Source organism: Roseibium sp. MMSF_3544 (assembly GCF_030732845.1).
Lineage (GTDB): Bacteria > Pseudomonadota > Alphaproteobacteria > Rhizobiales > Stappiaceae > Roseibium.
This window is the reverse complement of record NZ_JASHKA010000003.1, coordinates 301,399-322,718: the sequence shown is the minus strand read 5'-3', so window position 1 is coordinate 322,718 and position 21,320 is coordinate 301,399. Positions and strand designations below refer to the sequence as shown.

Here is a 21,320-nt window from a genome sequence, read left to right as displayed (position 1 = left end):
AAAGCCTAAACCAAATGCGAAAACGGACAGAATCGCTTGCATATGCTTCCGGATTTGATAACAGCGCCTGCACAGTAACCAACAGCGGTGAAATAACCGCCGAAACAGGCAATTGTCAGTGGACAGATGTCTTGCAGGCAAAGTTTCATCCACCTATATAGCGATCAAGCTTCGCGCTAAATCCTGAGTTATTGCTCTGGCGCGATGTCCGGGGTTTCCCGGAACCCAAGTGAGAGGAGCCGGACTGACGCCTTCATGGGTCTATCCGGTTTGCTAGAAAGAGAGGCACATATGGCAAAGGTCATTGGTATCGACCTCGGCACGACCAACTCGTGCGTCGCCGTCATGGACGGCAAGGATTCCAAAGTTATTGAAAACGCCGAAGGCGCTCGCACCACACCGTCGATGGTCGCGTTTTCGGACGATGGTGAGCGGCTCGTTGGCCAGCCGGCAAAACGCCAGGCGGTCACGAACCCGACCAACACGCTTTTCGCGGTCAAGCGCCTGATCGGACGTCGGTTCGACGACCCGACAGTCGCCAAGGACCAGAAACTCGTCCCCTTCGAAATCGTCAAGGCTGACAACGGCGATGCGTGGGTGGAAGCGAACGGCGACAAATATTCCCCGTCCCAGGTTTCGGCCTTCATTCTGCAGAAGATGAAGGAAACCGCCGAGAGCTATCTCGGTGAAACCATAACCCAGGCGGTCATCACCGTTCCGGCCTACTTCAACGACGCGCAGCGCCAGGCAACCAAGGATGCCGGCAAGATTGCGGGCCTCGAAGTGCTTCGCATCATCAACGAGCCGACGGCTGCAGCGCTTGCCTACGGCCTGGAAAAGAACGACGGCAAGACCATCGCGGTTTATGACCTTGGCGGTGGTACGTTCGACGTTTCCGTCCTCGAGATCGGCGACGGCGTCTTCGAAGTGAAGTCCACCAACGGTGATACGTTCCTCGGCGGTGAAGACTTCGACATGGTTCTGGTCGACTACCTGGCGGCTGAATTCAAGAAGGACCAGGGCATCGATCTGAAAAACGACAAGCTGGCTCTGCAGCGCCTGAAGGAAGCTGCTGAAAAAGCGAAGATCGAGCTGTCGTCCTCGTCTCAGACCGAAATCAACCTGCCGTTCATCACGGCTGATGCGTCCGGTCCGAAACACCTGACGCTCAAGCTGACCCGCGCCAAGTTCGAGTCGCTCGTGGAAGATCTGGTCAAACGGACCATCAACCCGATGAAGGCGGCACTTAAGGACGCAGGCCTTGCGCCCGGTGAGATCGACGAAGTGGTTCTGGTCGGCGGCATGACCCGCATGCCGAAGATCCAGGAAACCGTGAAAACCTTCTTCGGCAAGGAGCCGCACAAGGGTGTGAACCCGGATGAAGTCGTCGCCATGGGTGCTGCGATTCAGGCCGGTGTCCTGCAGGGCGACGTCAAGGACGTTCTTCTGCTCGACGTGACCCCGCTGTCGCTCGGCATCGAGACGCTCGGTGGTGTCTTCACCCGCCTGATCGACCGCAACACGACGATCCCGACCAAGAAGAGCCAGGTTTTCTCGACCGCTGAAGACAATCAGACGGCCGTGACCATCCGCGTCTTCCAGGGCGAGCGAGAAATGGCTGCGGACAACAAGGTCCTCGGTCAGTTCGACCTGGTCGGTCTTCCCCCGGCGCCACGCGGCGTACCGCAGATCGAGGTCACCTTTGACATCGACGCCAACGGTATCGTCAACGTGTCCGCAAAGGACAAGGGCACCGGCAAGGAACAGCAGATCCGGATCCAGGCCTCCGGTGGTCTCAGCGACAGCGACATCGACCAGATGATCAAGGACGCTGAATCGCATGCGGACGAAGACAAGAAACGCAAGGAACTGGTTGAAGCCAAGAACCAGGGCGAGTCTCTCGTGCACTCCACGGAGAAGTCGCTCAAGGATTACGGCGACAAGGTTTCCGCCGACGACAAGTCCGCGATCGAAACCGCTCTTGCGGACCTGAAGACGTCGCTTGAAGGCGAAGATCTGGAAGACATCAAGGCCAAGACACAGGCCCTCGCCGAAGCGTCGATGAAGCTCGGTGAAGCGATGTACCAGGCTGCCCAGGCAGAAGCCGAGGCCGAAGAAGGCGGCGAAGAGGCCGCGTCTTCGGAAGCCGAGGATGACGTCGTCGACGCTGACTTCGAAGAAGTTAAAGACGAAGACGACAAGAAGTCCGCTTAACCCACGAAACTGCAGCCAGCCGGTCCTCCGGCTGGCTGTTCACTTCCGGCGCCGGTCGCTTGATTACCCGATATAAAAGGGTGCTTGTGTCCGGCGCTTTCGCCGTCCAAGGCGCCGGAGAAATCCAGGCTGCCGGCGGCGCAACAACAAGACCGAGAGATCTTGATGTCCAAACGTGATTTCTACGAGGTGCTGGGCGTTTCACGCGATGCGGATGACAAGGCGCTGAAAAGCGCTTACCGCAAGATGGCCATGCAATATCACCCCGACCGCAACCCGGGGGACACGGAAGCCGAAGCCCGCTTCAAGGAAGTCAACGAGGCTTATGACACTCTAAAGGACGGTCAGAAACGGGCCGCCTATGACCGTTTCGGTCATGCCGCCTTTGAAAATGGCGGCTTTGGAGGCGCTGGCGGTGCCGGCGCCCATGATTTCTCCTCAACCATGTCCGATATTTTCGAAGAGTTTTTCGGCATGGGCGGGGGACGCCGCTCCGGCGGACGCGAGCGAGGTGCGGATCTTCGCTACAATCTGGACATCTCCCTGGAAGATGCTTTTACCGGCAAGACTGTCGAAATCGAGGTGCCGACCAGCATCACGTGCGACACTTGTAATGGTTCCGGCGCCAAGCCGGGTACCAGCCCCACAACCTGCCGCACCTGCGGCGGCTCGGGACGCGTGCGTGCGGCACAAGGGTTTTTCACGCTCGAGCGTACGTGCCCGACCTGCCAGGGACGTGGACAGGTTATCACCGACCCATGCGACAGCTGCGGCGGTTCCGGCCGCATCACGCAAGACCGGACATTGTCCGTCAACATTCCGGCCGGCATTGAAGACGGAACCCGTATCCGACTTGCAGGCGAAGGCGAAGCAGGGGTCAGAGGCGGACCGGCGGGCGATCTCTACATCTTTTTGACCATCAAGCCGCACGATCTCTTCCAGCGTGATGGCGCAGATCTCTACTGCCGTGTGCCGATCTCCATGACGACGGCAACGCTTGGCGGCCAGTTCGACGTGCCGACCGTCGACGGGTCTACAAGCCGCGTGAAAGTGCCGGAAGGGACTCAGACCGGAAAACAGTTCAGGCTTCGCAGCAAGGGCATGCCGGTCATGCGGTCCAGTCAGCATGGCGACATGTACATTCAGGTGACCGTTGAAACACCGACGAACCTGACCCGAAAACAGCGGGAACTGCTTGCCGAATTCGAGAAAGAGTCCTCTGGTGAAAATCATCCGCAATCGGCGGGATTTTTCACAAAGGTCAAGGATTTTATCGACAATCTGGGTGCATGATTACGTAATGTGAGCACGCCCGTGTAGCAAATCCTCGCAAGTGCCCCTATATTCGATCGTCTGGGGACGAGTGAGGTAACATGCTGAAACGAAACGCCATTCGTGTCGAGCGCATTCGGGAGAAGCTCGACAAGGCGAATGCTGTGCGAACCAAGGTCCTGGATGAAATGAAATTTATCCGGTCCTGGGCGCAAAATCCCCTGCGTACAGGAGCGGTTTCACCATCAGGCCCGGATCTGGCGGCCAGAATGGCATCTTACCTGACACCGCGGCCCCATTCCCGCGTTGTTGAACTCGGGCCTGGAACCGGCGTTGTCACCAAGGCCCTGATCGATCGCGGTTTTGCGCATCGCCACCTCAACGTAATCGAGTATAGCGCCGAATTCTGCGAGCTTCTGAGCCTTCGATATCCCGGGCTTCCGGTCCTTCAGGGCGATGCCTATGCATTGGAAGAAACGCTCCGCAACACGGGTGCTTTTCTGTCAGAAGAAAAACAGGAAAATCATGCGCTCGACGGTGTCGTTTCCTCGCTTCCGCTTTTGACGCGGCCTGAACCGGTCCGGCGGGCTCTTCTTGAAGAAGCATTGCGTCTGCTCAAGCCTGGCGCACCTTTCATTCAGTTTTCCTACGGCCTGACGGCGCCGGTCAAGCCAGCCAGCCGGGGTGTCTCGATCTACAGCTCAGACTGGGTTTGGAAAAACCTGCCCCCGGCAAGGGTCTGGGTTTACCGCAAGGGACACTGAACCCGCGCCTCTTTTTTGTTTCTGAAGGACCCCTATCTTCAACCTTGCGGTTCTGCGACGGTGACGTCCCGAGCCGTTGGTTTGGAGTTTGGTTGAAGAAGCAGGTGGCCGTCTATGCGCAATCCAAAGATACTCGTTTTCTCCGGATCAGTGCGCAGCGGATCGCATAACGCGAAGCTGGCGGCGCTTGCAGCCAAGCGGCTTTCGATCCTCGATGCGGACGTGACGCATTTTTCGCTAAAGGACTATCCGCTGCCGGTCTATGACGGCGATCTGGAAGACACGCACGGCGTTCCGGAAAACGCCGGTAAACTGCATCGGCTTTTTGCTGGCCACGACGGCCTGTTCATTTCATGCCCGGAATACAATGCCGGTGTAACACCGCTTTTGAAGAACACCCTGGATTGGATCAGCCGTGTCAAGGAGCCGGGCGAACCCTTCCGAAACAAGGTGTTTACGCTCGGTGCGGCGTCACCGGGCGGCTTTGGTGGAATGCGCGGCCTGATCGGCATGCGCACGGTTCTGGAGGTTGGCCTGGGTGCTCTGGTGCTGCCGCAAATGGTCTCAGTCCCGCGCGCTTCAGGAGCCTTTGACGAGAGAGACGAACTGACCGATGAACGGGTCAGCGGTCAACTCGACAAGCTTGTGGATGCACTCTTGAGGGCCACCAGGATCGAGCTGTCTCACTAGGCTCCATACCCTGAAGGTTTCCATCCTTTTAATCGAATGTCGTATCCGGCTTACTTGACACACGGCTTGGAAAAGCCGGAAACCCCGCCTACATAGGGCGGCAGCATTGAAAAACATACTAACGAGAAAACCCAAGAGGAATGAATGAGCGAAACGCGCGAACCGGCCCAGTGGCACGGGACGACGATCATGATGGTGCGCAAGGGCGGTAAGGTTGTCATTGCAGGTGATGGCCAGGTGTCCCTCGGCCAGACCGTGATCAAGCATTCCGCACGCAAGGTGAGGCCGTTGGCCAAGGGTGAGGTGATCGCAGGCTTTGCCGGTGCGACCGCCGATGCATTCACCTTGTTCGAGCGCCTTGAGGCAAAACTGGAGCAGTATCCGGGTCAGCTGATGCGGGCATGTGTCGAACTGGCGAAGGACTGGCGTACGGACCGATATCTGCGCCGCCTTGAAGCGATGATGCTGGTTGCCGACAAGAATGTCTCACTCGTGCTGACCGGCACAGGAGATGTCCTTGAACCGGAAGGCGGCGTCATGGGCATCGGGTCTGGCGGCAACTATGCACTTGCCGCCGGCAGAGCATTGGCCGACACCGATTACGACGCCGAGACCATTGCCCGCAAGGCGATGGCCGTCGCGGCGGAGATCTGTGTTTACACCAATGCGAGTGTGACCGTTGAAGTGCTGGAAACGGCCGATTGACAGGCCATGATAACGTTCCAGCCGCTGACCTCAGAAAATCTGCCGCTGCTCGCCGACTGGATGGCGAGGCCGCATTGGCGCGAGTGGTGGGGCGACCCTGAAGAAGAGCTTAGCTACGTCAGGGATATGATTGAAGGGCGAGACACCACGTTGCCTTTCATCTTCCAGCTCGACGGAACGGACATGGGCTACATCCAGGTTTGGTTCGTAAAGGATCAGCTGGGCACCGACTGGGTTCAGGAGTATCCGTGGCTCGAATTGCTGCCACGCGAAGCCGTCGGGGTCGACCTGTCGATCGCCGACGAAAAGGACCTGTCCAGGGGAATTGGAACAAGAGTATTGCAGGCGTTTGTCGACAAGTTGCGGCAGGATGGCTACGAACGGATCATTATTGATCCCGACCCGACCAATCAAAGGGCGGTCAAGGCCTACCGCAAAGCCGGTTTCCGGGAAATGCCGGACCTCCTCGGCAAGACGGATGACAGTCTGCTTATGGAACACATGAATACGGAAGGCGTGTCTTAAACAATGACCGATTTTTCTCCGCGCGAGATCGTATCCGAGCTCGACCGCTATATTGTTGGCCAGAAAGACGCCAAACGTGCGGTGGCGATTGCCCTGCGCAACCGTTGGCGCCGTCAGCAGCTACAAGGCCAGATGCGCGAGGAGGTTCTGCCCAAGAACATTCTCATGATCGGACCGACCGGTGTCGGCAAGACCGAGATTTCGCGCCGCCTTGCCAAGCTGGCCAACGCACCGTTCACGAAGGTGGAAGCCACCAAGTTCACCGAGGTTGGTTATGTTGGCCGCGACGTGGAACAGATCGTCCGCGATCTCGTGGAAGCGGGCATTACGCTGGTGCGCGACAAGAAGCGCGAAGAGGTGAAAGCCAAGGCGCATGTGCTGGCTGAAGAGCGTGTGCTTGACGCCCTTGTTGGTTCAAATGCCAGCCCGGCGACACGGGAAAGCTTCCGCACGAAACTGCGCGATGGTGAAATGGATGAAAAGGAGATCGAGGTCGAAGTCCGGGCGCAGGCCCAGATGCCCAGCTTCGATCTTCCGGGCATGCCCGGTGCAAGCGTCGGCGTGATGAACATGTCGGACCTCCTTGGCAAGGCCTTTGGTGGACAGACCAAGACCAAGAGGACGTCCGTACGCGACAGTTACGAGCTGCTGATCAACGAGGAATCCGACAAGTTGCTCGATGAAGACAAGGTCGTTGAGGAAGCGATCGCTCTTGTCGAAAACTCCGGCATCGTCTTTTTGGACGAGATCGACAAGATCTGCGCGCGCGAGGGACGTGCCGGTGCGGACGTTTCCCGTGAAGGCGTCCAGCGGGACCTCCTTCCGCTGATCGAAGGCACGGTCGTGTCCACCAAACACGGACCGGTCAAGACCGACCATATCCTGTTCATCGCCTCCGGTGCGTTTCACGTGGCCAAGCCGTCGGATCTCCTGCCGGAGCTTCAGGGAAGGTTGCCCATCCGGGTCGAACTGCGTGCGCTCAACAAGGACGACTTCCAGGCTATCCTGACGGAGCCGGAAGCCAGCCTGATCAAGCAGTATGTTGCCCTGATGGAAACGGAAGAGGTGACGCTAAGCTTCACCCAGGACGCCATCGAGGAAATTGCCTCCGTTGCAGTTGACCTCAACGCGTCTGTTGAAAACATAGGTGCGCGACGTCTTCAAACCGTCATGGAGCGCATCCTTGACGAGATTTCCTTCACGGCACCGGATCGCTCCGGGGATACGATTGAAATCACAGCCGAATTCGTGAAAGAGAACATCGGCGACCTCGCCAAGAACGTCGATCTGTCGAAGTTCATCCTGTAACCGGGCGGTTAGGGTCCGTACCCTGGCGCGAGCGGCGACATCGCCGCTTGCGATGCGCGCGCACCGGTGGCAGCATGCGCTTATGGTAGCTATTCGGAAAAGCAACGAAGAAGGCCACCGCCGGAAATTTCTGGTCGTGGTCGACGAAACGCCCGAGTGCGACAGGGCAATTGTATATGCGGCAAAAAGGGCAGCTCGGACCGGTGGGGTCGTCACGCTGGTTTTTGTAATCGCCCCCGGAGACTTCCAGCACTGGCTTGGCGTTGAAGACATCATGCGCGCAGAAGCGCTGGAAGAAGCCGAGACCACACTGGCAAAAGCTGCCGAGCGTGTCAGGTCGGTGGCAAGAACCGAGCCTGAGACGGTGGTCAGGGAAGGCGCCAAGTCGGAGGAAATCCTCGAGCTGATCGAAGCGGATGCCGATATCGCGATTCTGGTTCTGGCAGCCAGCACCGGGACGGAAGGGCCGGGACCGCTGGTCTCGTCCGTCGCAGGCAAGGCGGCTGGGACGTTTCCGATCCCGGTGACGATTGTTCCCGGGAACCTGGATGACGACTCCATAGCTGCGCTCGCCTGAGGCAAGTCGGAAGCTTCAGGAGAATCTGCGCCGCAGACTTGATCTCATGCAATCTGAGCCTATCTAGTTTTTAACTATTCCAAACTTTCAGCAGATGGGTTAGAAGGACTCATCGGTGTTTTGCGATGATGGAGAGGCGCAAGGCATCAGCGACAAGGGCGCGTTGATAAAACGCAAGGACGAAGCACATGTTCATTCAAACCGAAGCAACTCCGAATCCGGCCACTTTGAAATTCTTGCCGGGGCGCGTCGTGCTACCGGAGGGCACATACGACTTTCGCTCCAGGACGGATGCGGGTGCATCGCCACTTGCGGAAAAGTTGTTTGAGGTCCCGGGCGTCGCTGCCGTGTTTTTCGGTCACGACTTTGTAACCGTGACCAAAGACGACACGGATTGGCAGCATATGAAGCCGGCCATTCTCGGTGTGATCATGGAACAGTTCATGTCCGGTCAGCCGGTCATGGCGGCCGGTCAGGTCGAGGACATCGAGGAAGGCGAGTTCTTTGACGAAGGCACGGAAGAGACCGTGAGCACGATCAAGGAACTCCTCGAAACACGTGTCCGGCCTGCAGTTGCTCAAGACGGCGGCGACATCACCTTCAAGGGTTTCAAGGAAGGGATTGTCTATCTGTCCATGCGTGGAGCCTGCGCAGGATGCCCGTCATCGACTGCGACATTGCAGCACGGCATTCAGAACCTCCTCAAGCATTTCGTTCCGGAAGTCGAGGAAGTTCGCCCGATTTGACGGGGGTCTGTTAAAGGATCAGGATTTTTTCGCTGTAAATTCAAAGGCCCGGCGGTCACGTCGGGCTTTTTGTATTCCCACACAATAAACTTTTTGAAACGCAAGCCCGCAATTGGACTTAGGCCCAAAGCTCGGCTCGACTTCTTCGTCTTGCCGGGTTAGTGCGAAAGAAGAGAAAAACCCTTGAGCTTGTCCGGAATGCGTGTACTTGCGATAGACACTGCCCTTGCCAATTGCGCCGCCGCGGTCCTCGACAACGGTGTGGAAACCGCCTGCTTTGAGGCATGCGGCGAGGAAATCGGCCGGGGTCACGCGGAAAGGCTGATGGACATGATCGGCGAGGTCATGGCAGAGACATCAACAGCTTTTTCCGAACTCGATCGTGTGGCAGTCACTGTCGGTCCCGGCAGCTTCACCGGATTGCGCGTGGGTCTGGCCGTTGCAAGGGGCTTCGGTCTTGTGCTCGGCAAGCCCGTTGTCGGCATCACGACGCTGGCCGCGATCGCCCGGTCCTGCGCGCCGCGTGATGACGGTGCGCCCATCCTCGTGTCTTTGACGGGCAAGGGTGAAGAGGTCTATTGCCAGGAGTTTACCGCGTCCGGCGATCCGATGGGTGTCGCGGAAGTGCGCACGCTTTCCGATCTTGCGGCAACGATGCCACAGAGCATAAGGTTGGCAGGATCGGCAGCGGAAAAGGTTGCGTCGGCTTTGAACCTGCCGCAGGAACAGATCATCTCCCGGAGCGGATTTCCGGGTATTCGGGATGTTGCCGAGCTGGGTCTCATCGCCGATCCGGTCGTTTCCTCGCCGTCGCCACTATACCTGCGGCCGCCCGATGCAACGCCGCAGACAAGGGGAAGGATTGAGCGGCAATGAGTTTCTGGTGGTTCTGGACCCAGCCGCCGGTTGTGGAAGAGGCGCTGGACGAGGATCTGCCGAAGATTGCCGACATCCACGCCGGATCCTTCAAGAACAAATGGAATGCCGAAGACCTTGCACGGATGAAGGCTCAGGAAGGGACGACGATCCTTGTCGCCCGTCGCGCCAGTCCGTACGGGACCCGTGCGCCGCTCGGCTTCCTGATCCTGCGCAAGGTCGCCGACGAAGCTGAAGTCATCACCATTGCAGTCCATCCGAGGCAGCGTGGCCGCGGTATTGGCAAGAAGCTGATGGAAGCCGGCCTGTTTCGGCTCTACGGTGAACGCTGCAGCCATCTGTTTCTGGAAGTTGATGCAGCGAATGAGGCCGCCTTGCTGCTCTATCGAGGTCTTGGTTTCAGAGAGGTGGGGCAAAGAAAAGGCTATTACAGCGCCGGCGAGGGAGACGGCACGGCGCTTGTCATGCGGATCGATCTTCGCTAAGCGCTGTAGTCAAGAAAACTCCAGTCAGGCAGCAGGCGGCAATTTAATGACGGATGAGCGGCAATTAACGCTGGCGGAAATGTGCGTTGCTAAGGGCATGCGCATGACCGAGCAGCGCCGCATCATTGCAACGGTGATCGAAGAAGCGTCCGATGACCACCCGGATGTCGAAGAACTCTATCGCCGTGCCGTCGCCATCGATGCGGGAATTTCGATCTCGACCGTCTACCGTACCGTCAAGCTCTTTGAAGATGCCGGCATGATCGAGCGGCACGACTTCAGGGATGGCCGTTCGCGTTACGAAACGGTCCCCGACGAGCACCACGATCACCTGATCGACCTGCGCAGTGGCCGAGTGATCGAATTCCGGAGCGAGGAAATCGAAGCCTTGCAGGAGTTTATCGCCAAAAAGCTGGGCTACAAGCTGGTCGACCACCGCCTCGAGCTTTACGGGGTGCCGCTTGAAGCATCCAAGGGTGAGAAAGGCGATGGCTGAAATCAAGGCCGTCTGGTTGATCTTTGTCCTGACGCTTGTTTCGCTCGTCCTTATCCCTTTGCAGTGGATCGCGGTCAAGCTGCAGCTGCGGCTCCAAAGGCATCTGCCGCAAATCTGGCACCGGATCGCAACACGCCTTGTCGGTATCAAGATCAGACAAGTCGGCAAGCCGACCGTGGATCGCCCGCTACTGATCGCAGCCAACCACGCCTCCTGGGTCGATATCACGGTTTTGGGCTCGCTGATCCCGCTGTCGTTCATTGCCAAGTCGGAGGTTTCCGGCTGGCCGATTTTTGGCCTGTTCGCAAAGCTCCAGAGGACCGTGTTCGTGAACCGGACACGCCGGACCGAAACCGGTCAGGTGGCGGACGAGATTGCCGAGCGCATGGCGGCGGGTGATGCCATGGTCCTGTTTGCCGAAGGCACGTCCAATGACGGCAACGGCGTGCTGCCCTTCCGGTCCGCCCTTCTGGGCGCGGCCACGCGGGCGCTTGGTGAAGAAGACGGTGCGAAAGTCTGGGTCCAGCCGCTCTCCGTCGCCTACCAGGGATTTTACGGCTTGCCGATGGGCCGCGCGCATCGCCCGCACGTCGCCTGGTACGGTGACATGGAGCTTGCCGGCCATCTTTGGGGAATATTTACGCGCGGTGCGCTGGATGTGATCGTGACCTGGGGTGACCCCGTTCTTGTCGACAGATCGACGGACCGCAAGGCGCTCACGCGACAGCTGGAAAACGATGTTCGGGCCATGACGGTCGCCGCTTTGATGCAAAAGCCGATCGAGAGCGTAGATTCTAGCGAAATCGAGCCTAGCGAGTTCTTCTCAAACGACGAAAAACCCGCTAAAGCTGGCGCCAGAATTTGAGTGCTGCCGAACAGTGAACCTGTTTGCGGGATCGGGTAAGGGTAAGGAACCCGATCACTTGCTTTCTTGACAGGCGCTGCGGCGACCCAACACCCAAGACATGCCGGCCAAAAGATGAAGGCCACGAGGAGCGAATGACAAGCCGCCCGGAAGCAGAATTAGAAAAGACCCAAGGCCCTGTTTCAGAGCAGCGTCGAAAGGCAGACACAGGCAGCAACGCACGCAAGGTGTTCGTGCGCACATATGGCTGCCAGATGAATGTCTATGACAGTGAACGGATGACGGATGTCCTGGCGCCCGAAGGGTTCGAATCCACGGAAAACCTGGAAGAAGCAGACCTTGTCATTCTGAACACTTGCCACATCCGCGAAAAGGCGGCTGAAAAGGTCTATTCCGAACTCGGCCGGATCCGGAAGGTGAAGGAAGCGCGGGCAAAGTCCGGCAAGGACATGATGGTTGGTGTTGCCGGCTGTGTCGCCCAGGCGGAAGGCGAGGAAATCTCCAGACGCGCCCCGATCGTCGACCTTGTGGTCGGCCCGCAAAGCTATCACCAGCTCCCCGGTCTTTTGGACAAGGCGCGCCAGGGTGAAAAGGTTGTCGAAACGGAATTCGACATCGACGCGAAGTTCGGCCACCTGTCGGAGCGCGCGGAAAACACCGTCATGAAGCGGCCGCCGGCAGCGTTCCTGACGGTTCAGGAAGGCTGCGACAAGTTCTGTACCTTCTGCGTTGTGCCGTATACCCGTGGTGCGGAAGTTTCGCGGTCTGTGGAGCAGATCGTTGCTGAGGCAGAGCGCATGGCGGCCTCCGGTGTGCGTGAGGTCACGCTGCTCGGGCAGAATGTGAATGCCTACCATGGCCAGGTGGCGGACGGATCGACCTGGGGCCTCGGTCGCCTTTTGCGGCACCTTTCTGAGATCGACGGGTTGGACCGGCTTCGCTACACCACCAGTCATCCGCGGGATATGGATGACGACCTGATCGAGGCACATCGGGATTTGAAGAGCCTGATGCCGTACCTGCATCTGCCGGTGCAGTCAGGCTCCGACAAGATCCTGAAGTCCATGAACCGCCGCCACACCAGGGACGACTATTTTCGCCTGATCGACCGGATTCGCGAAGCCGCGCCCGATATCGCCCTGTCGGGTGATTTCATTGTCGGTTTTCCCGATGAAACGGATCAGGATTTTGAGGACACGATGGATTTGATCCGCCGTGTCGGCTATGGCTCTGCGTTCTCGTTCAAATACAGTCAGCGTCCGGGAACCCCCGGCGCGACCATGGACCACCAGGTTCCGGAAGACGTGAAATCTGCACGCCTTGCCGAACTTCAGGCGCTGGTTAGCAGCCAGCAGAAGGCCTTCAACGCGTCGCGGCTCGGAATGGTCTGCGACGTGCTTCTGGAAAAGAAGGGTCGAAATGCAGGCCAGATCGTCGGCAAGTCGCCCTGGCTACAGCCGGTGCAACTGGATGCATCTGAAGATCTGATCGGCAGCATACAAGCGGTGGAAATCGTCGAGATCGGATCTAATTCGCTGTTCGGGCAATTGATTGAAGGGCAAAATGCTTACGAAAAGTTCCGGCCTGCCCAGGCATCGGTCTAAAGGAGACGTCATTTGACGCGCGACAGTTCTTCATCCCGCAAGCAATCGGATCAAGCATCGGCCGGTTCGGCCTCTGACACGACCCACATCGTCCTTGCATTTGAAGACAACCGGCTGATTGGCGATCTCTTCGGCCAGTTCGACCAAAATCTGGCGCTGATTGAACAGCGGCTCGGTGTGGATGCGATTGCGCGCGGCAACCAGGTGACGCTGAAAGGCTCCCAGGCTGGCTGTGCGCAGGCGCGGACCGCGCTGGAAGCGCTTTATCAGCGTCTGCTGCAAGGACAGGAAATTCATCCCGGTGACGTAGATGGGGCCCTCAGGATGGCCGCGGCGGCGGAAGCGCAGCTTCCACTGCCGACCCTGGAGCCGAAATCACGGCTGGCCTTCGCCCAAATCGCCACGCGCCGCAAGACCATCGTCGCCCGCACACCGACACAGGACGCCTATATTCGCTCCATGGACCGGGCCGATCTGATTTTCGGCACGGGCCCGGCCGGCACCGGCAAGACGTTTCTAGCGGTCGCCTACGCCGCCGCGCTTCTGGAACGCGGCGATGTCGCTCGTCTGATCCTGTCCCGGCCGGCTGTCGAGGCCGGTGAGCGTCTCGGCTTCCTGCCCGGCGAAATGAAGGACAAGGTCGATCCGTATCTGCGTCCGATTTACGATGCTCTTTATGAGATGATGCCCGCCGAAAAGGTGGACCGGGGGCTCCAGTCCGGCATGATCGAAGTCGCACCGCTCGCATTCATGCGCGGCCGCACCCTGTCAAACGCTGTGGTGTTGCTCGACGAGGCGCAGAACACGACTTCGATGCAGATGAAGATGTTCCTGACCCGCCTTGGCGAAGGGTCCAAGATGATCGTTACAGGTGACCCCAGCCAGATCGATCTGCCGGCTGGTCAGAAATCCGGCCTGCGTGAGGCGCTCGGCTTGCTAACCGACATCCCGGCGGTGTCCCACATCCGCTTCAATGAGACGGATGTGGTGCGGCACGAGCTCGTCGGACGGATTGTGACCGCATATGACAACGCGTCGCGCGAGGAATCCGAAGCGCGCGAGCGCCGCTATGTGGAGCGCCAGCGGAATACGGACAGGGACGAGACACCGCCGCGTTCTCGCAAGGCGGCGGCCTCCTGAGATCGCCGGACGACATGACTGACATCTTGCCCGACGGATTTGTGATCGATCTGGCGATCGAAGCAGGAGACTGGCCGCCCGAAGAAAAGCTTGCCGCCGTTGCGGCGCGCGCGGTGAGTGCCGCCTTCGCGCAGGCCGACCTTCATGTTTCGAACGAGGCAGAAGTCTCGCTGCTCTTCATCGACGATGCGGCGATCCGCAAGCTGAACGCGAAGTGGCGTTACAAGGACAAGCCGACAAATGTCCTGTCATTTCCGGGCAGCGACCCGCAAGGCGATGTCTACGGTCCGCTTCTTGGAGATATTGTTTTTGCTTTCGAAACCATTTCGGCGGAAGCGAAAGACATGGGAGTTGATTTCTTCGATCATCTTTCCCATTTGACCGTTCATGGTTTGCTTCATCTTTTCGACTATGATCATCAGGAAAGTGACGAAGCTGAGCTGATGGAAGGTCTTGAGAAAGCCATTTTGGCAAGCATAGACATAGATGACCCCTATGCTGGCAGCCCTCTTGTGGCTGACGGCGATTAGGTGGCATCATGGGGCATAAAGTTCTTGTATTGATAGATGATGAGCGCAGTTGAACCGCAAAGTCCGGCAGGCGAGCCAAAGGCTGCAGGTGACGGACAGTCTCCCGAGGGAGAAGAACCGCAACAGATAAAGCCGCAGAGGACTGCGGCCTTTCTAGACAATCTCAAACGCATGCTGCGCTTGGGGCGCCAGTCATCGAGCCTGCGTGAGAATCTCCAGGACGAACTGGCGCGCGAAGAAAGCGGCGACGCTGCCTTTTCGCCTGAAGAACGCATGTTGCTCGGCAACATCTTGCGGCTGCGGGAATTGCGCGTCGATGACGTCATGATCCCGCGCGCCGACATCGACGCTGTCGATCTGGACACCAGCTTGAGCCGTCTCATGGAACTCTTCGAGAAGAGCGGTCATTCACGCATGCCTGTCTATGATGACACGCTGGACGATCCGAGGGGCATGGTCCACATCAAGGATCTGATGGCGTTCATTGCAGAACGTGGAACGCGCGGCAGTCTTGCAACTTCTGTGGAAAATGGTGCTGCGAACGAGGCTGACGGAAAACCGTTGGAAAACGGTTCGGCGCGCAAGGGACACAATACGCCGGACCTGGACTTGTCCTGCGTCGACCTGTCGGTGACGTTGAAGGAAACGAACCTGCTCAGAAACTTGCTGTTCGTCCCGCCATCGATGCCTGCAACCGACCTGATGGCGAAAATGCAGGCAGGCCGCATCCAGATGGCGCTCGTCATCGATGAATACGGCGGTACGGACGGTCTCGTTTCCCTGGAAGACCTTGTCGAAGAAGTCGTCGGTGACATCGAGGACGAGCATGACGAGGACGAAGAGGCAATGCTGGCCTCTGCGGGCGAGGGCGTGTGGATTGCCGATCCGCGGCTGCCGTTGGAAGATTTGGACAAGGTGCTCGGTACCAACTTGGAGCGCGGCGAGATTTCCGACGACGTCGATACTCTGGGTGGTCTGCTTTACGTGTCGATCGGGCGCGTTCCGGTGCGCGGCGAGCTTTTGTTCGTACCCGAAGAAGTGCCAGGCTTTGAGTTTGAAGTGATGGACGCGGACCCAAGACGCATCAAACGTCTCAAGATCCGACGCAAACGTGCCGAAGTGCGGACCCAGGACCTGAGACGCCGTCCGAAGAAACCGGCGAGTTCTGAAACCGAAGACGGTCCAGTGCAGCAGTCGGATACGGAGATCGAGCGTTCCGGCGCGCCGGACAGCAGTAGCTGATCAGCCGGGCCGGGCCGGATTGCGCCAATTGCTGCACATTAAACCTTGACCGTTCTCGTGTGAGCCGACAAATCTCCAATCCTTGATTGGGGATGGCTAATAATGCACTGGCTTACACAACGACTGACAGTCCTGCCGAACACGTTCTTGCTGGCCTGGGGGTGGCAGCGCCGGTTTCTGTGCGTGATCATTGGTGCGCTGAGCGCCTTTGCCCTGCCGCCATTTGGCCTGTCCCCGATTCTACTGGTCACGTTTCCCTGTCTCGTCTGGTTGCTGGATGGCGCGCTCGAAGCCGTGCCGGGGCGGAAATTTGCAAGAATGCGAACCGGCTTCGCGTTGGGTTGGCTGTTCGGCTTCGGCTATTTCCTCTCCGGTCTGTGGTGGATTGGTGCAGCATTTCTTGTCGAGGCGGAGCGTTTTGCCTGGCTTATGCCCTTTGCGGTCTTGGCGATGCCGGTTGGTCTTGCCCTTTTCACAGGCCTTGGTGTCGCACTTGCCAGCTTGTTCTGGAGCGACCGGCTCCGCAGAATTCTGCTGCTGGCGGCCTGCCTCACGCTTGCTGATTGGGTTCGTGGTCACGTCCTGACCGGGTTTCCCTGGAACGCGTTCGGGTATGGAATTGCGGATTACTTGCCGTTGACCCAGGTCGCGAGCCTTGTCGGTCTCTACGGGGTAACCTTCCTTGTGGTGGCTGTTGCTGCGGCTCCTGCGGTCCTGGCAGATTCAGGTCCGCTCCGCCGACGCCTTACTGTCGTCGGATGCGCTGCGGCAGTTTTTTGTCTGGTCCTGGCGTTTGGATTTGTGCGCGTCTGGTCGATCGAGACGAGAGATACAGACCTCGATATTCGTGTCGTCCAGCCGTCGATCGATCAGAAGGACAAGTGGCGCCCGGAACTGCGAAACGAGATATTTCAAACCTATCTGGACATGACCGAAGCCCCGCTTGGAGGCGAGGCGCGGGTTGGGCAGTCGAGACTGGTCGTCTGGCCCGAATCATCGCTTCCGTTTCTCCTGACCCAGGAACCGGGAGCGCTGTTCAGGATCGGACAGGTCCTTGGCGAGAACAGTGAACTCGTGACCGGCGCCATCAGGGCCGAGGCAGGCGCAGCCGGAGACGAGTATTACAACAGCGTTTACGTCATTGACCACGACGGCACCGTGAAGGGGTTTTACGACAAGGTCCGCCTTGTCCCCTTTGGCGAGTTTGTCCCTTTGAAATCTCTGCTTGAGAAAATCGGAATTTCGAACCTTGCCGGACCGCTGGAAGGGTTTCACGCCGGCTATCAACGGCGTGTATTGTCCACCTCCGATAGTTTTAGTTTTCTACCCTTGATTTGCTATGAGGCCATTTTTCCGGGTGTCTATGCACAGGCGTCGGGCGATCCGTCGTTTCTTTTGAACGTGACCAACGATGCCTGGTTCGGTCATACACCTGGCCCCTACCAGCATTTCGCACAGGCTCGCATGAGAGCCGTGGAAACGGGCCTTCCGCTTGTTCGGGCCGCAAATACGGGCATTTCTGCGATTGTTGACGGTAGGGGAGTCGTGCTTGAGCAACTGTCGATATTCGAGCGTGGCGTCATCGATGCCAAGCTTCCGCACAGATTAAGTAAAACTTTCTATGGTAGTTTTGGCGATCTTCCTGTGCTGATTATTTCCTTAACACTTGTACTGTTTGCGGCATTCTCGCGATACAACCGCGACTCGCGTAAAAATTGATTATTTTTGTTTGAGTTGAGTGATTAAAGTGTGATACAACCGTGAAATAGCCGATTGAGGGTTGATTCATGTACAAGTGAGGGGTTGCGGGCTTGCTTCAATCCCTGGGTCTTGTGGGAGGACTTAGGGGACTTGTGCAATCGAAAATGGCGGACATTCGCCGCGAGAAAAAGAAAGAGCGACGTACATGCCCAGTAAGAAGTCTCCAAATCCGATTGACATACACGTTGGCAGCCGTGTCCGCCTAAGGCGGATGATGCTCGGCATGAGCCAGGAAAAACTGGGTGAAAGCCTCGGCATCACCTTCCAGCAGATTCAGAAATACGAAAAAGGTACGAACCGGATTGGCGCGAGCCGGTTGCAGCACATCGCGACGATTTTGAAAGTACCGGTTTCCTTCTTCTTCGAGGACGCACCGGGCACGCCGGAAGAAGCTGAAGGTTTCGGCGAGACCCAACCGACGTCTTACGTTGTCGACTTCCTGTCTTCTTCCGAAGGTCTTTCGCTGAACAAGGCTTTTGTCCGCATTGAAGATCCCAAAGTCCGTCGCCGGATCGTGGATCTTGTCCGCTCTCTTGCCGGCGACGACTGATAATTTTTCATATCACGCTTGACGTGGCGAAAAACTTCTAAGATTGATGCACTCGAAGCGGCGATGTCATTCGCCGCTTCAATCATATTCATTCCCAGAAGGACGATCGCCAATGGCACGTCAGAATTATCTTTTCACGTCCGAATCCGTGTCCGAAGGGCATCCGGACAAGGTTTGCGACCGCGTCTCCGATGCTGTCGTTGACGCGTACCTCAGAGAAATGCCCGAAGCGCGCGTTGCCTGCGAAACGCTGGCGACCACCAACCGCATCGTTATTGCCGGCGAGACACGCGGCCCGGCAAGCATCACAAATGAGTATATTGCCCATCTCGCACGCATGGCTGTGAAGGACATCGGCTACGAGCAGGACGGTTTTCATTGGGAAAACTGTGATGTTGCCGTCCATCTCCACGCGCAGTCAGCGCATATCGCCCAGGGTGTCGATGCTGGCGGCAACAAGGACGAAGGTGCAGGCGACCAGGGCATCATGTTCGGATACGCCTGCCGCGAAACCGAAGAGCTGATGCCGGCTCCGATCCTTTATTCTCACAAGATTCTCAGCCTCCTGGCGGACGCCCGCAAGTCGGGAAAGGAACCGGTGTTGGGACCGGACGCAAAAAGCCAGGTGACTGTTCGCTACGAAAACGGCGTGCCCGTCGCTGCGACCTCGATCGTTCTGTCGACCCAGCATCTGGACCCGTCACTGACGTCCGAAGACGTACGCCGGATTGTCGAGCCTTATATCCGCACTGCGCTTCCTGACAGCTGGATCACCGGTGAAACGGAGTGGCACGTTAATCCCACTGGTGCATTTGTCATCGGCGGACCGGATGGCGACGCCGGATTGACCGGACGCAAGATTATCGTCGACACCTATGGCGGCGCTGCTCCGCATGGCGGCGGCGCGTTCTCCGGCAAGGACCCGACCAAGGTGGATCGGTCCGCTGCCTACGCCGCGCGCTATCTTGCCAAGAACGTGGTGGCCGCGGAGCTCGCGGACCGCTGCACCATTCAGCTGTCCTACGCGATCGGTGTGTCCGAGCCGCTGTCGGTTTATGTTGACCTGCACCAGACCGGACGGTGTGATGAGGCACGGCTTGAAGCGACGCTGCGCGACGTCATGGGCCTGAGCCCGCGCGGTATTCGCGAACATTTGAAACTGAACAATCCCATTTACGAGCGCACGGCAGCTTACGGTCACTTTGGCCGCCAGCCTGACGCCGACGGCGGCTTTACATGGGAAAAGACCGATCTCGTTGACGCGTTGCGTCCGCTCGCTGGGTAAGTCCCGGCAGAGTGACATGACCTGAAAGAAGGCAGATCGCCGGTCCTCCACCGGCGGTCTCCGTGTTTGAAACGCCACGCTTTCAAGATGACTGATCGTTACGAAGGTTCTTTCTTTGGTCGCCGAAAAGGCAAGCCGCTGAGCCCGCGCCGCGAGGCGTTGATGGAACGCGAACTGCCACGTTTGGCGCTTGATCTGAATGCTCCTGCACCGATGGAACTTGCCGGCTTGTTCGAGGCAAAGGTCGAGAACGTCTGCCTTGAAGTTGGTTTCGGCGGCGGCGAACATCTGCTGCACCGGGCCCGGACGAACCCAATGACCGGGTTCATAGGTGTGGAACCCTTTGTCGGCAGCATGGCCAAGGCGGTCACGGCGGTCGTCGAGGAGGGGCTGGCAAATGTCCGCCTTTATGAGGACGATGCGGTCAACGTGCTCGACTGGCTTCCCGAAGCCTCCTTGGATATGGCCTATCAGTTCTATCCTGATCCCTGGCCGAAGAAGCGGCATTGGAAACGCAGGTTTATAAACCGGCAGAACCTTGACCGTTACGCGCGCGCCCTGAAACCGGGAAGCGAATTCCGTTTCGCAAGCGACATCGACACCTATATCGACTGGACGCTGCGCCACTGCCGTGACCACGAGGCATTCGAGTGGCTGGCTGAAACAGCCGCTGACTGGAGGACGCCGTGGGACGGCTGGCCGGGCACCAGATACGAGGCCAAGGCGATCCGCGAAGGCCGCACGGGGCGATATCTGACTTTCCGTCGCATCTGACAGCAGGGGCGAAATGCCGCCGGCTCTCAATTGCCCGCCGGCCAAACAAGTTCTTTTGCGGATTCGGCGCGGGACACTTGCTTTCGGCCTGCCTTTGGCGTTATACAGCCGGTGTTTCACCTCAAACGGCTTTATCAGAGCATTTTGAGAGTGGGCCCGACGGGGACCCGCTCTTTTTTGCTTAGATCAGGCCCGGAAACAGTTGAACCAAGCAGGATAGCCTCATGTAGACCGACAATCAGGCGCATCTGATGCTTATGACCGGAAACGGTTTTAACAGGAGCCAAGTGTGAGCGCACACGAACCAAGGATAGTTACGGAACAGGGCCTCGACGCCCGCGTTGCCGCAATTGTTGAGCCGGTGATCGAAGATCTCGGCTATCGTCTTGTTCGCACGAAGATCAGCGCTGCCAATGGCTGCACCCTGCAGATCATGGCAGAGCGCCCGGACGGCACCATGACGGTTGAGGATTGCGAAACCGTAAGCCGTGCTGTCTCTCCTGCGCTTGATGTCGAAGACCCGATCAACCGGGCCTATCATCTGGAAGTTTCTTCCCCGGGCATAGACCGGCCACTGGTGCGTGCCGGCGACTTTGATCGCTGGGCCGGCCACGAGCTGAAAGTCGAAATGGCTGTCATGCTGGAGGGACGAAAGCGGTTCAGGGGAACGCTTCTCGGTGCAGAAAGTGGTGCGGCCAAAGTGCGCCTGCCCGATGTGCGCGAAGGCGAAGACGACACGGTCGACCTGCCGCTTGAAAACATCGGCGAGGCCAAGCTCGTTCTGACCGACGATTTGATCACAGCTGCTCTTCAGGCGGAAAAGGCAGCTCTTGCTGCCCGCGGCGCCGACGATGAGCTGACACAGGACAACACGCCCAACTGAGCGTCCGGCTCGGTGGCAACAAGAACGC

Annotated in this window: 22 protein-coding genes; all 22 read left to right on the top strand. The window is 58.3% G+C overall.

The window, feature by feature from the left end; genetic code table 11:
- Positions 1-291: 291 nt before the first annotated feature.
- The 22 genes from dnaK (at position 292) to rimP (ending at position 21,292) form a co-directional block, all read left to right on the top strand.
- Entirely contained in the window at positions 292-2,214 is a 1,923-nt protein-coding gene (gene dnaK, locus RBB47_RS06225) for a molecular chaperone DnaK (protein WP_305984885.1), read from the top strand.
- A gap of 165 nt (positions 2,215-2,379) precedes the next feature.
- Positions 2,380-3,507, top strand: coding sequence for a molecular chaperone DnaJ (dnaJ, locus tag RBB47_RS06220; protein WP_305984884.1), 1,128 nt, complete (start codon positions 2,380-2,382; stop codon positions 3,505-3,507).
- Positions 3,508-3,587: 80 nt separating this feature from the next.
- Positions 3,588-4,250 carry a class I SAM-dependent methyltransferase gene (locus RBB47_RS06215; RefSeq protein ID WP_305984883.1) on the top strand — a complete coding sequence of 221 codons (663 nt, stop codon included), beginning with the start codon at positions 3,588-3,590 and terminating at the stop codon, positions 4,248-4,250.
- A gap of 114 nt (positions 4,251-4,364) precedes the next feature.
- On the top strand, positions 4,365-4,940 hold the full coding sequence (locus tag RBB47_RS06210) for an NADPH-dependent FMN reductase (protein ID WP_305984882.1): 576 nt from the start codon (positions 4,365-4,367) through the stop codon (positions 4,938-4,940).
- Between the two features lie 144 nt (positions 4,941-5,084).
- On the top strand, positions 5,085-5,645 hold the full coding sequence (gene hslV / locus RBB47_RS06205; protein ID WP_305984881.1) for an ATP-dependent protease subunit HslV: 561 nt from the start codon (positions 5,085-5,087) through the stop codon (positions 5,643-5,645).
- A gap of 6 nt (positions 5,646-5,651) precedes the next feature.
- Positions 5,652-6,170, top strand: coding sequence for a GNAT family N-acetyltransferase (locus RBB47_RS06200; RefSeq protein WP_305984880.1), 519 nt, complete (start codon positions 5,652-5,654; stop codon positions 6,168-6,170).
- Between the two features lie 3 nt (positions 6,171-6,173).
- A complete protein-coding gene (gene hslU / locus RBB47_RS06195; RefSeq protein ID WP_305984879.1) occupies positions 6,174-7,478 on the top strand; it encodes an ATP-dependent protease ATPase subunit HslU in 1,305 nt (434 codons plus the stop codon).
- Positions 7,479-7,560: 82 nt separating this feature from the next.
- Positions 7,561-8,055, top strand: a complete 495-nt coding sequence (locus RBB47_RS06190) for a universal stress protein (protein WP_305984878.1) — start codon at positions 7,561-7,563, stop codon at positions 8,053-8,055.
- A 188-nt stretch (positions 8,056-8,243) separates the two neighbouring features.
- Entirely contained in the window at positions 8,244-8,801 is a 558-nt protein-coding gene (locus RBB47_RS06185; RefSeq protein ID WP_305984877.1) for a NifU family protein, read from the top strand.
- Between the two features lie 198 nt (positions 8,802-8,999).
- On the top strand, positions 9,000-9,677 hold the full coding sequence (tsaB, locus tag RBB47_RS06180; protein WP_305984876.1) for a tRNA (adenosine(37)-N6)-threonylcarbamoyltransferase complex dimerization subunit type 1 TsaB: 678 nt from the start codon (positions 9,000-9,002) through the stop codon (positions 9,675-9,677).
- Positions 9,674-10,162: a ribosomal protein S18-alanine N-acetyltransferase gene (gene rimI, locus RBB47_RS06175; protein WP_305984875.1), complete on the top strand. Its 489-nt coding sequence runs from the start codon at positions 9,674-9,676 to the stop codon at positions 10,160-10,162. Before tsaB ends, rimI begins: the two co-directional genes overlap by 4 nt.
- A 46-nt stretch (positions 10,163-10,208) precedes the next feature.
- On the top strand, positions 10,209-10,658 hold the full coding sequence (locus RBB47_RS06170; RefSeq protein WP_305984874.1) for a Fur family transcriptional regulator: 450 nt from the start codon (positions 10,209-10,211) through the stop codon (positions 10,656-10,658).
- Entirely contained in the window at positions 10,651-11,523 is an 873-nt protein-coding gene (locus RBB47_RS06165) for a 1-acyl-sn-glycerol-3-phosphate acyltransferase (RefSeq protein ID WP_305984873.1), read from the top strand. Before RBB47_RS06170 ends, RBB47_RS06165 begins: the two co-directional genes overlap by 8 nt.
- Before the next feature lie 134 nt (positions 11,524-11,657).
- Positions 11,658-13,127, top strand: coding sequence for a tRNA (N6-isopentenyl adenosine(37)-C2)-methylthiotransferase MiaB (miaB, locus tag RBB47_RS06160; RefSeq protein WP_305984872.1), 1,470 nt, complete (start codon positions 11,658-11,660; stop codon positions 13,125-13,127).
- Positions 13,128-13,139: 12 nt separating this feature from the next.
- Positions 13,140-14,267 carry a PhoH family protein gene (locus RBB47_RS06155; RefSeq protein ID WP_305984871.1) on the top strand — a complete coding sequence of 376 codons (1,128 nt, stop codon included), beginning with the start codon at positions 13,140-13,142 and terminating at the stop codon, positions 14,265-14,267.
- A gap of 14 nt (positions 14,268-14,281) precedes the next feature.
- The gene (gene ybeY, locus RBB47_RS06150; protein ID WP_305984870.1) at positions 14,282-14,797 is read left to right on the top strand and encodes an rRNA maturation RNase YbeY; all 516 of its coding nucleotides are present in this window, start codon (positions 14,282-14,284) and stop codon (positions 14,795-14,797) included.
- Between the two features lie 36 nt (positions 14,798-14,833).
- Positions 14,834-16,039, top strand: coding sequence for a transporter associated domain-containing protein (locus RBB47_RS06145; protein ID WP_371932747.1), 1,206 nt, complete (start codon positions 14,834-14,836; stop codon positions 16,037-16,039).
- A 102-nt stretch (positions 16,040-16,141) separates the two neighbouring features.
- Positions 16,142-17,758 carry an apolipoprotein N-acyltransferase gene (gene lnt, locus RBB47_RS06140; protein ID WP_305984868.1) on the top strand — a complete coding sequence of 539 codons (1,617 nt, stop codon included), beginning with the start codon at positions 16,142-16,144 and terminating at the stop codon, positions 17,756-17,758.
- A 187-nt stretch (positions 17,759-17,945) separates the two neighbouring features.
- Complete coding sequence (locus RBB47_RS06135; RefSeq protein WP_155192299.1) at positions 17,946-18,350, top strand: helix-turn-helix domain-containing protein; 405 nt, start codon at positions 17,946-17,948, stop codon at positions 18,348-18,350.
- Positions 18,351-18,462: 112 nt separating this feature from the next.
- A complete protein-coding gene (metK, locus tag RBB47_RS06130) occupies positions 18,463-19,635 on the top strand; it encodes a methionine adenosyltransferase (protein ID WP_305984867.1) in 1,173 nt (390 codons plus the stop codon).
- An 87-nt stretch (positions 19,636-19,722) separates the two neighbouring features.
- Positions 19,723-20,409 carry a tRNA (guanosine(46)-N(7))-methyltransferase TrmB gene (locus tag RBB47_RS06125; RefSeq protein WP_305984866.1) on the top strand — a complete coding sequence of 229 codons (687 nt, stop codon included), beginning with the start codon at positions 19,723-19,725 and terminating at the stop codon, positions 20,407-20,409.
- Positions 20,410-20,698: 289 nt separating this feature from the next.
- Complete coding sequence (gene rimP / locus RBB47_RS06120) at positions 20,699-21,292, top strand: ribosome maturation factor RimP (protein ID WP_305984865.1); 594 nt, start codon at positions 20,699-20,701, stop codon at positions 21,290-21,292.
- Positions 21,293-21,320 lie beyond the last annotated feature (28 nt).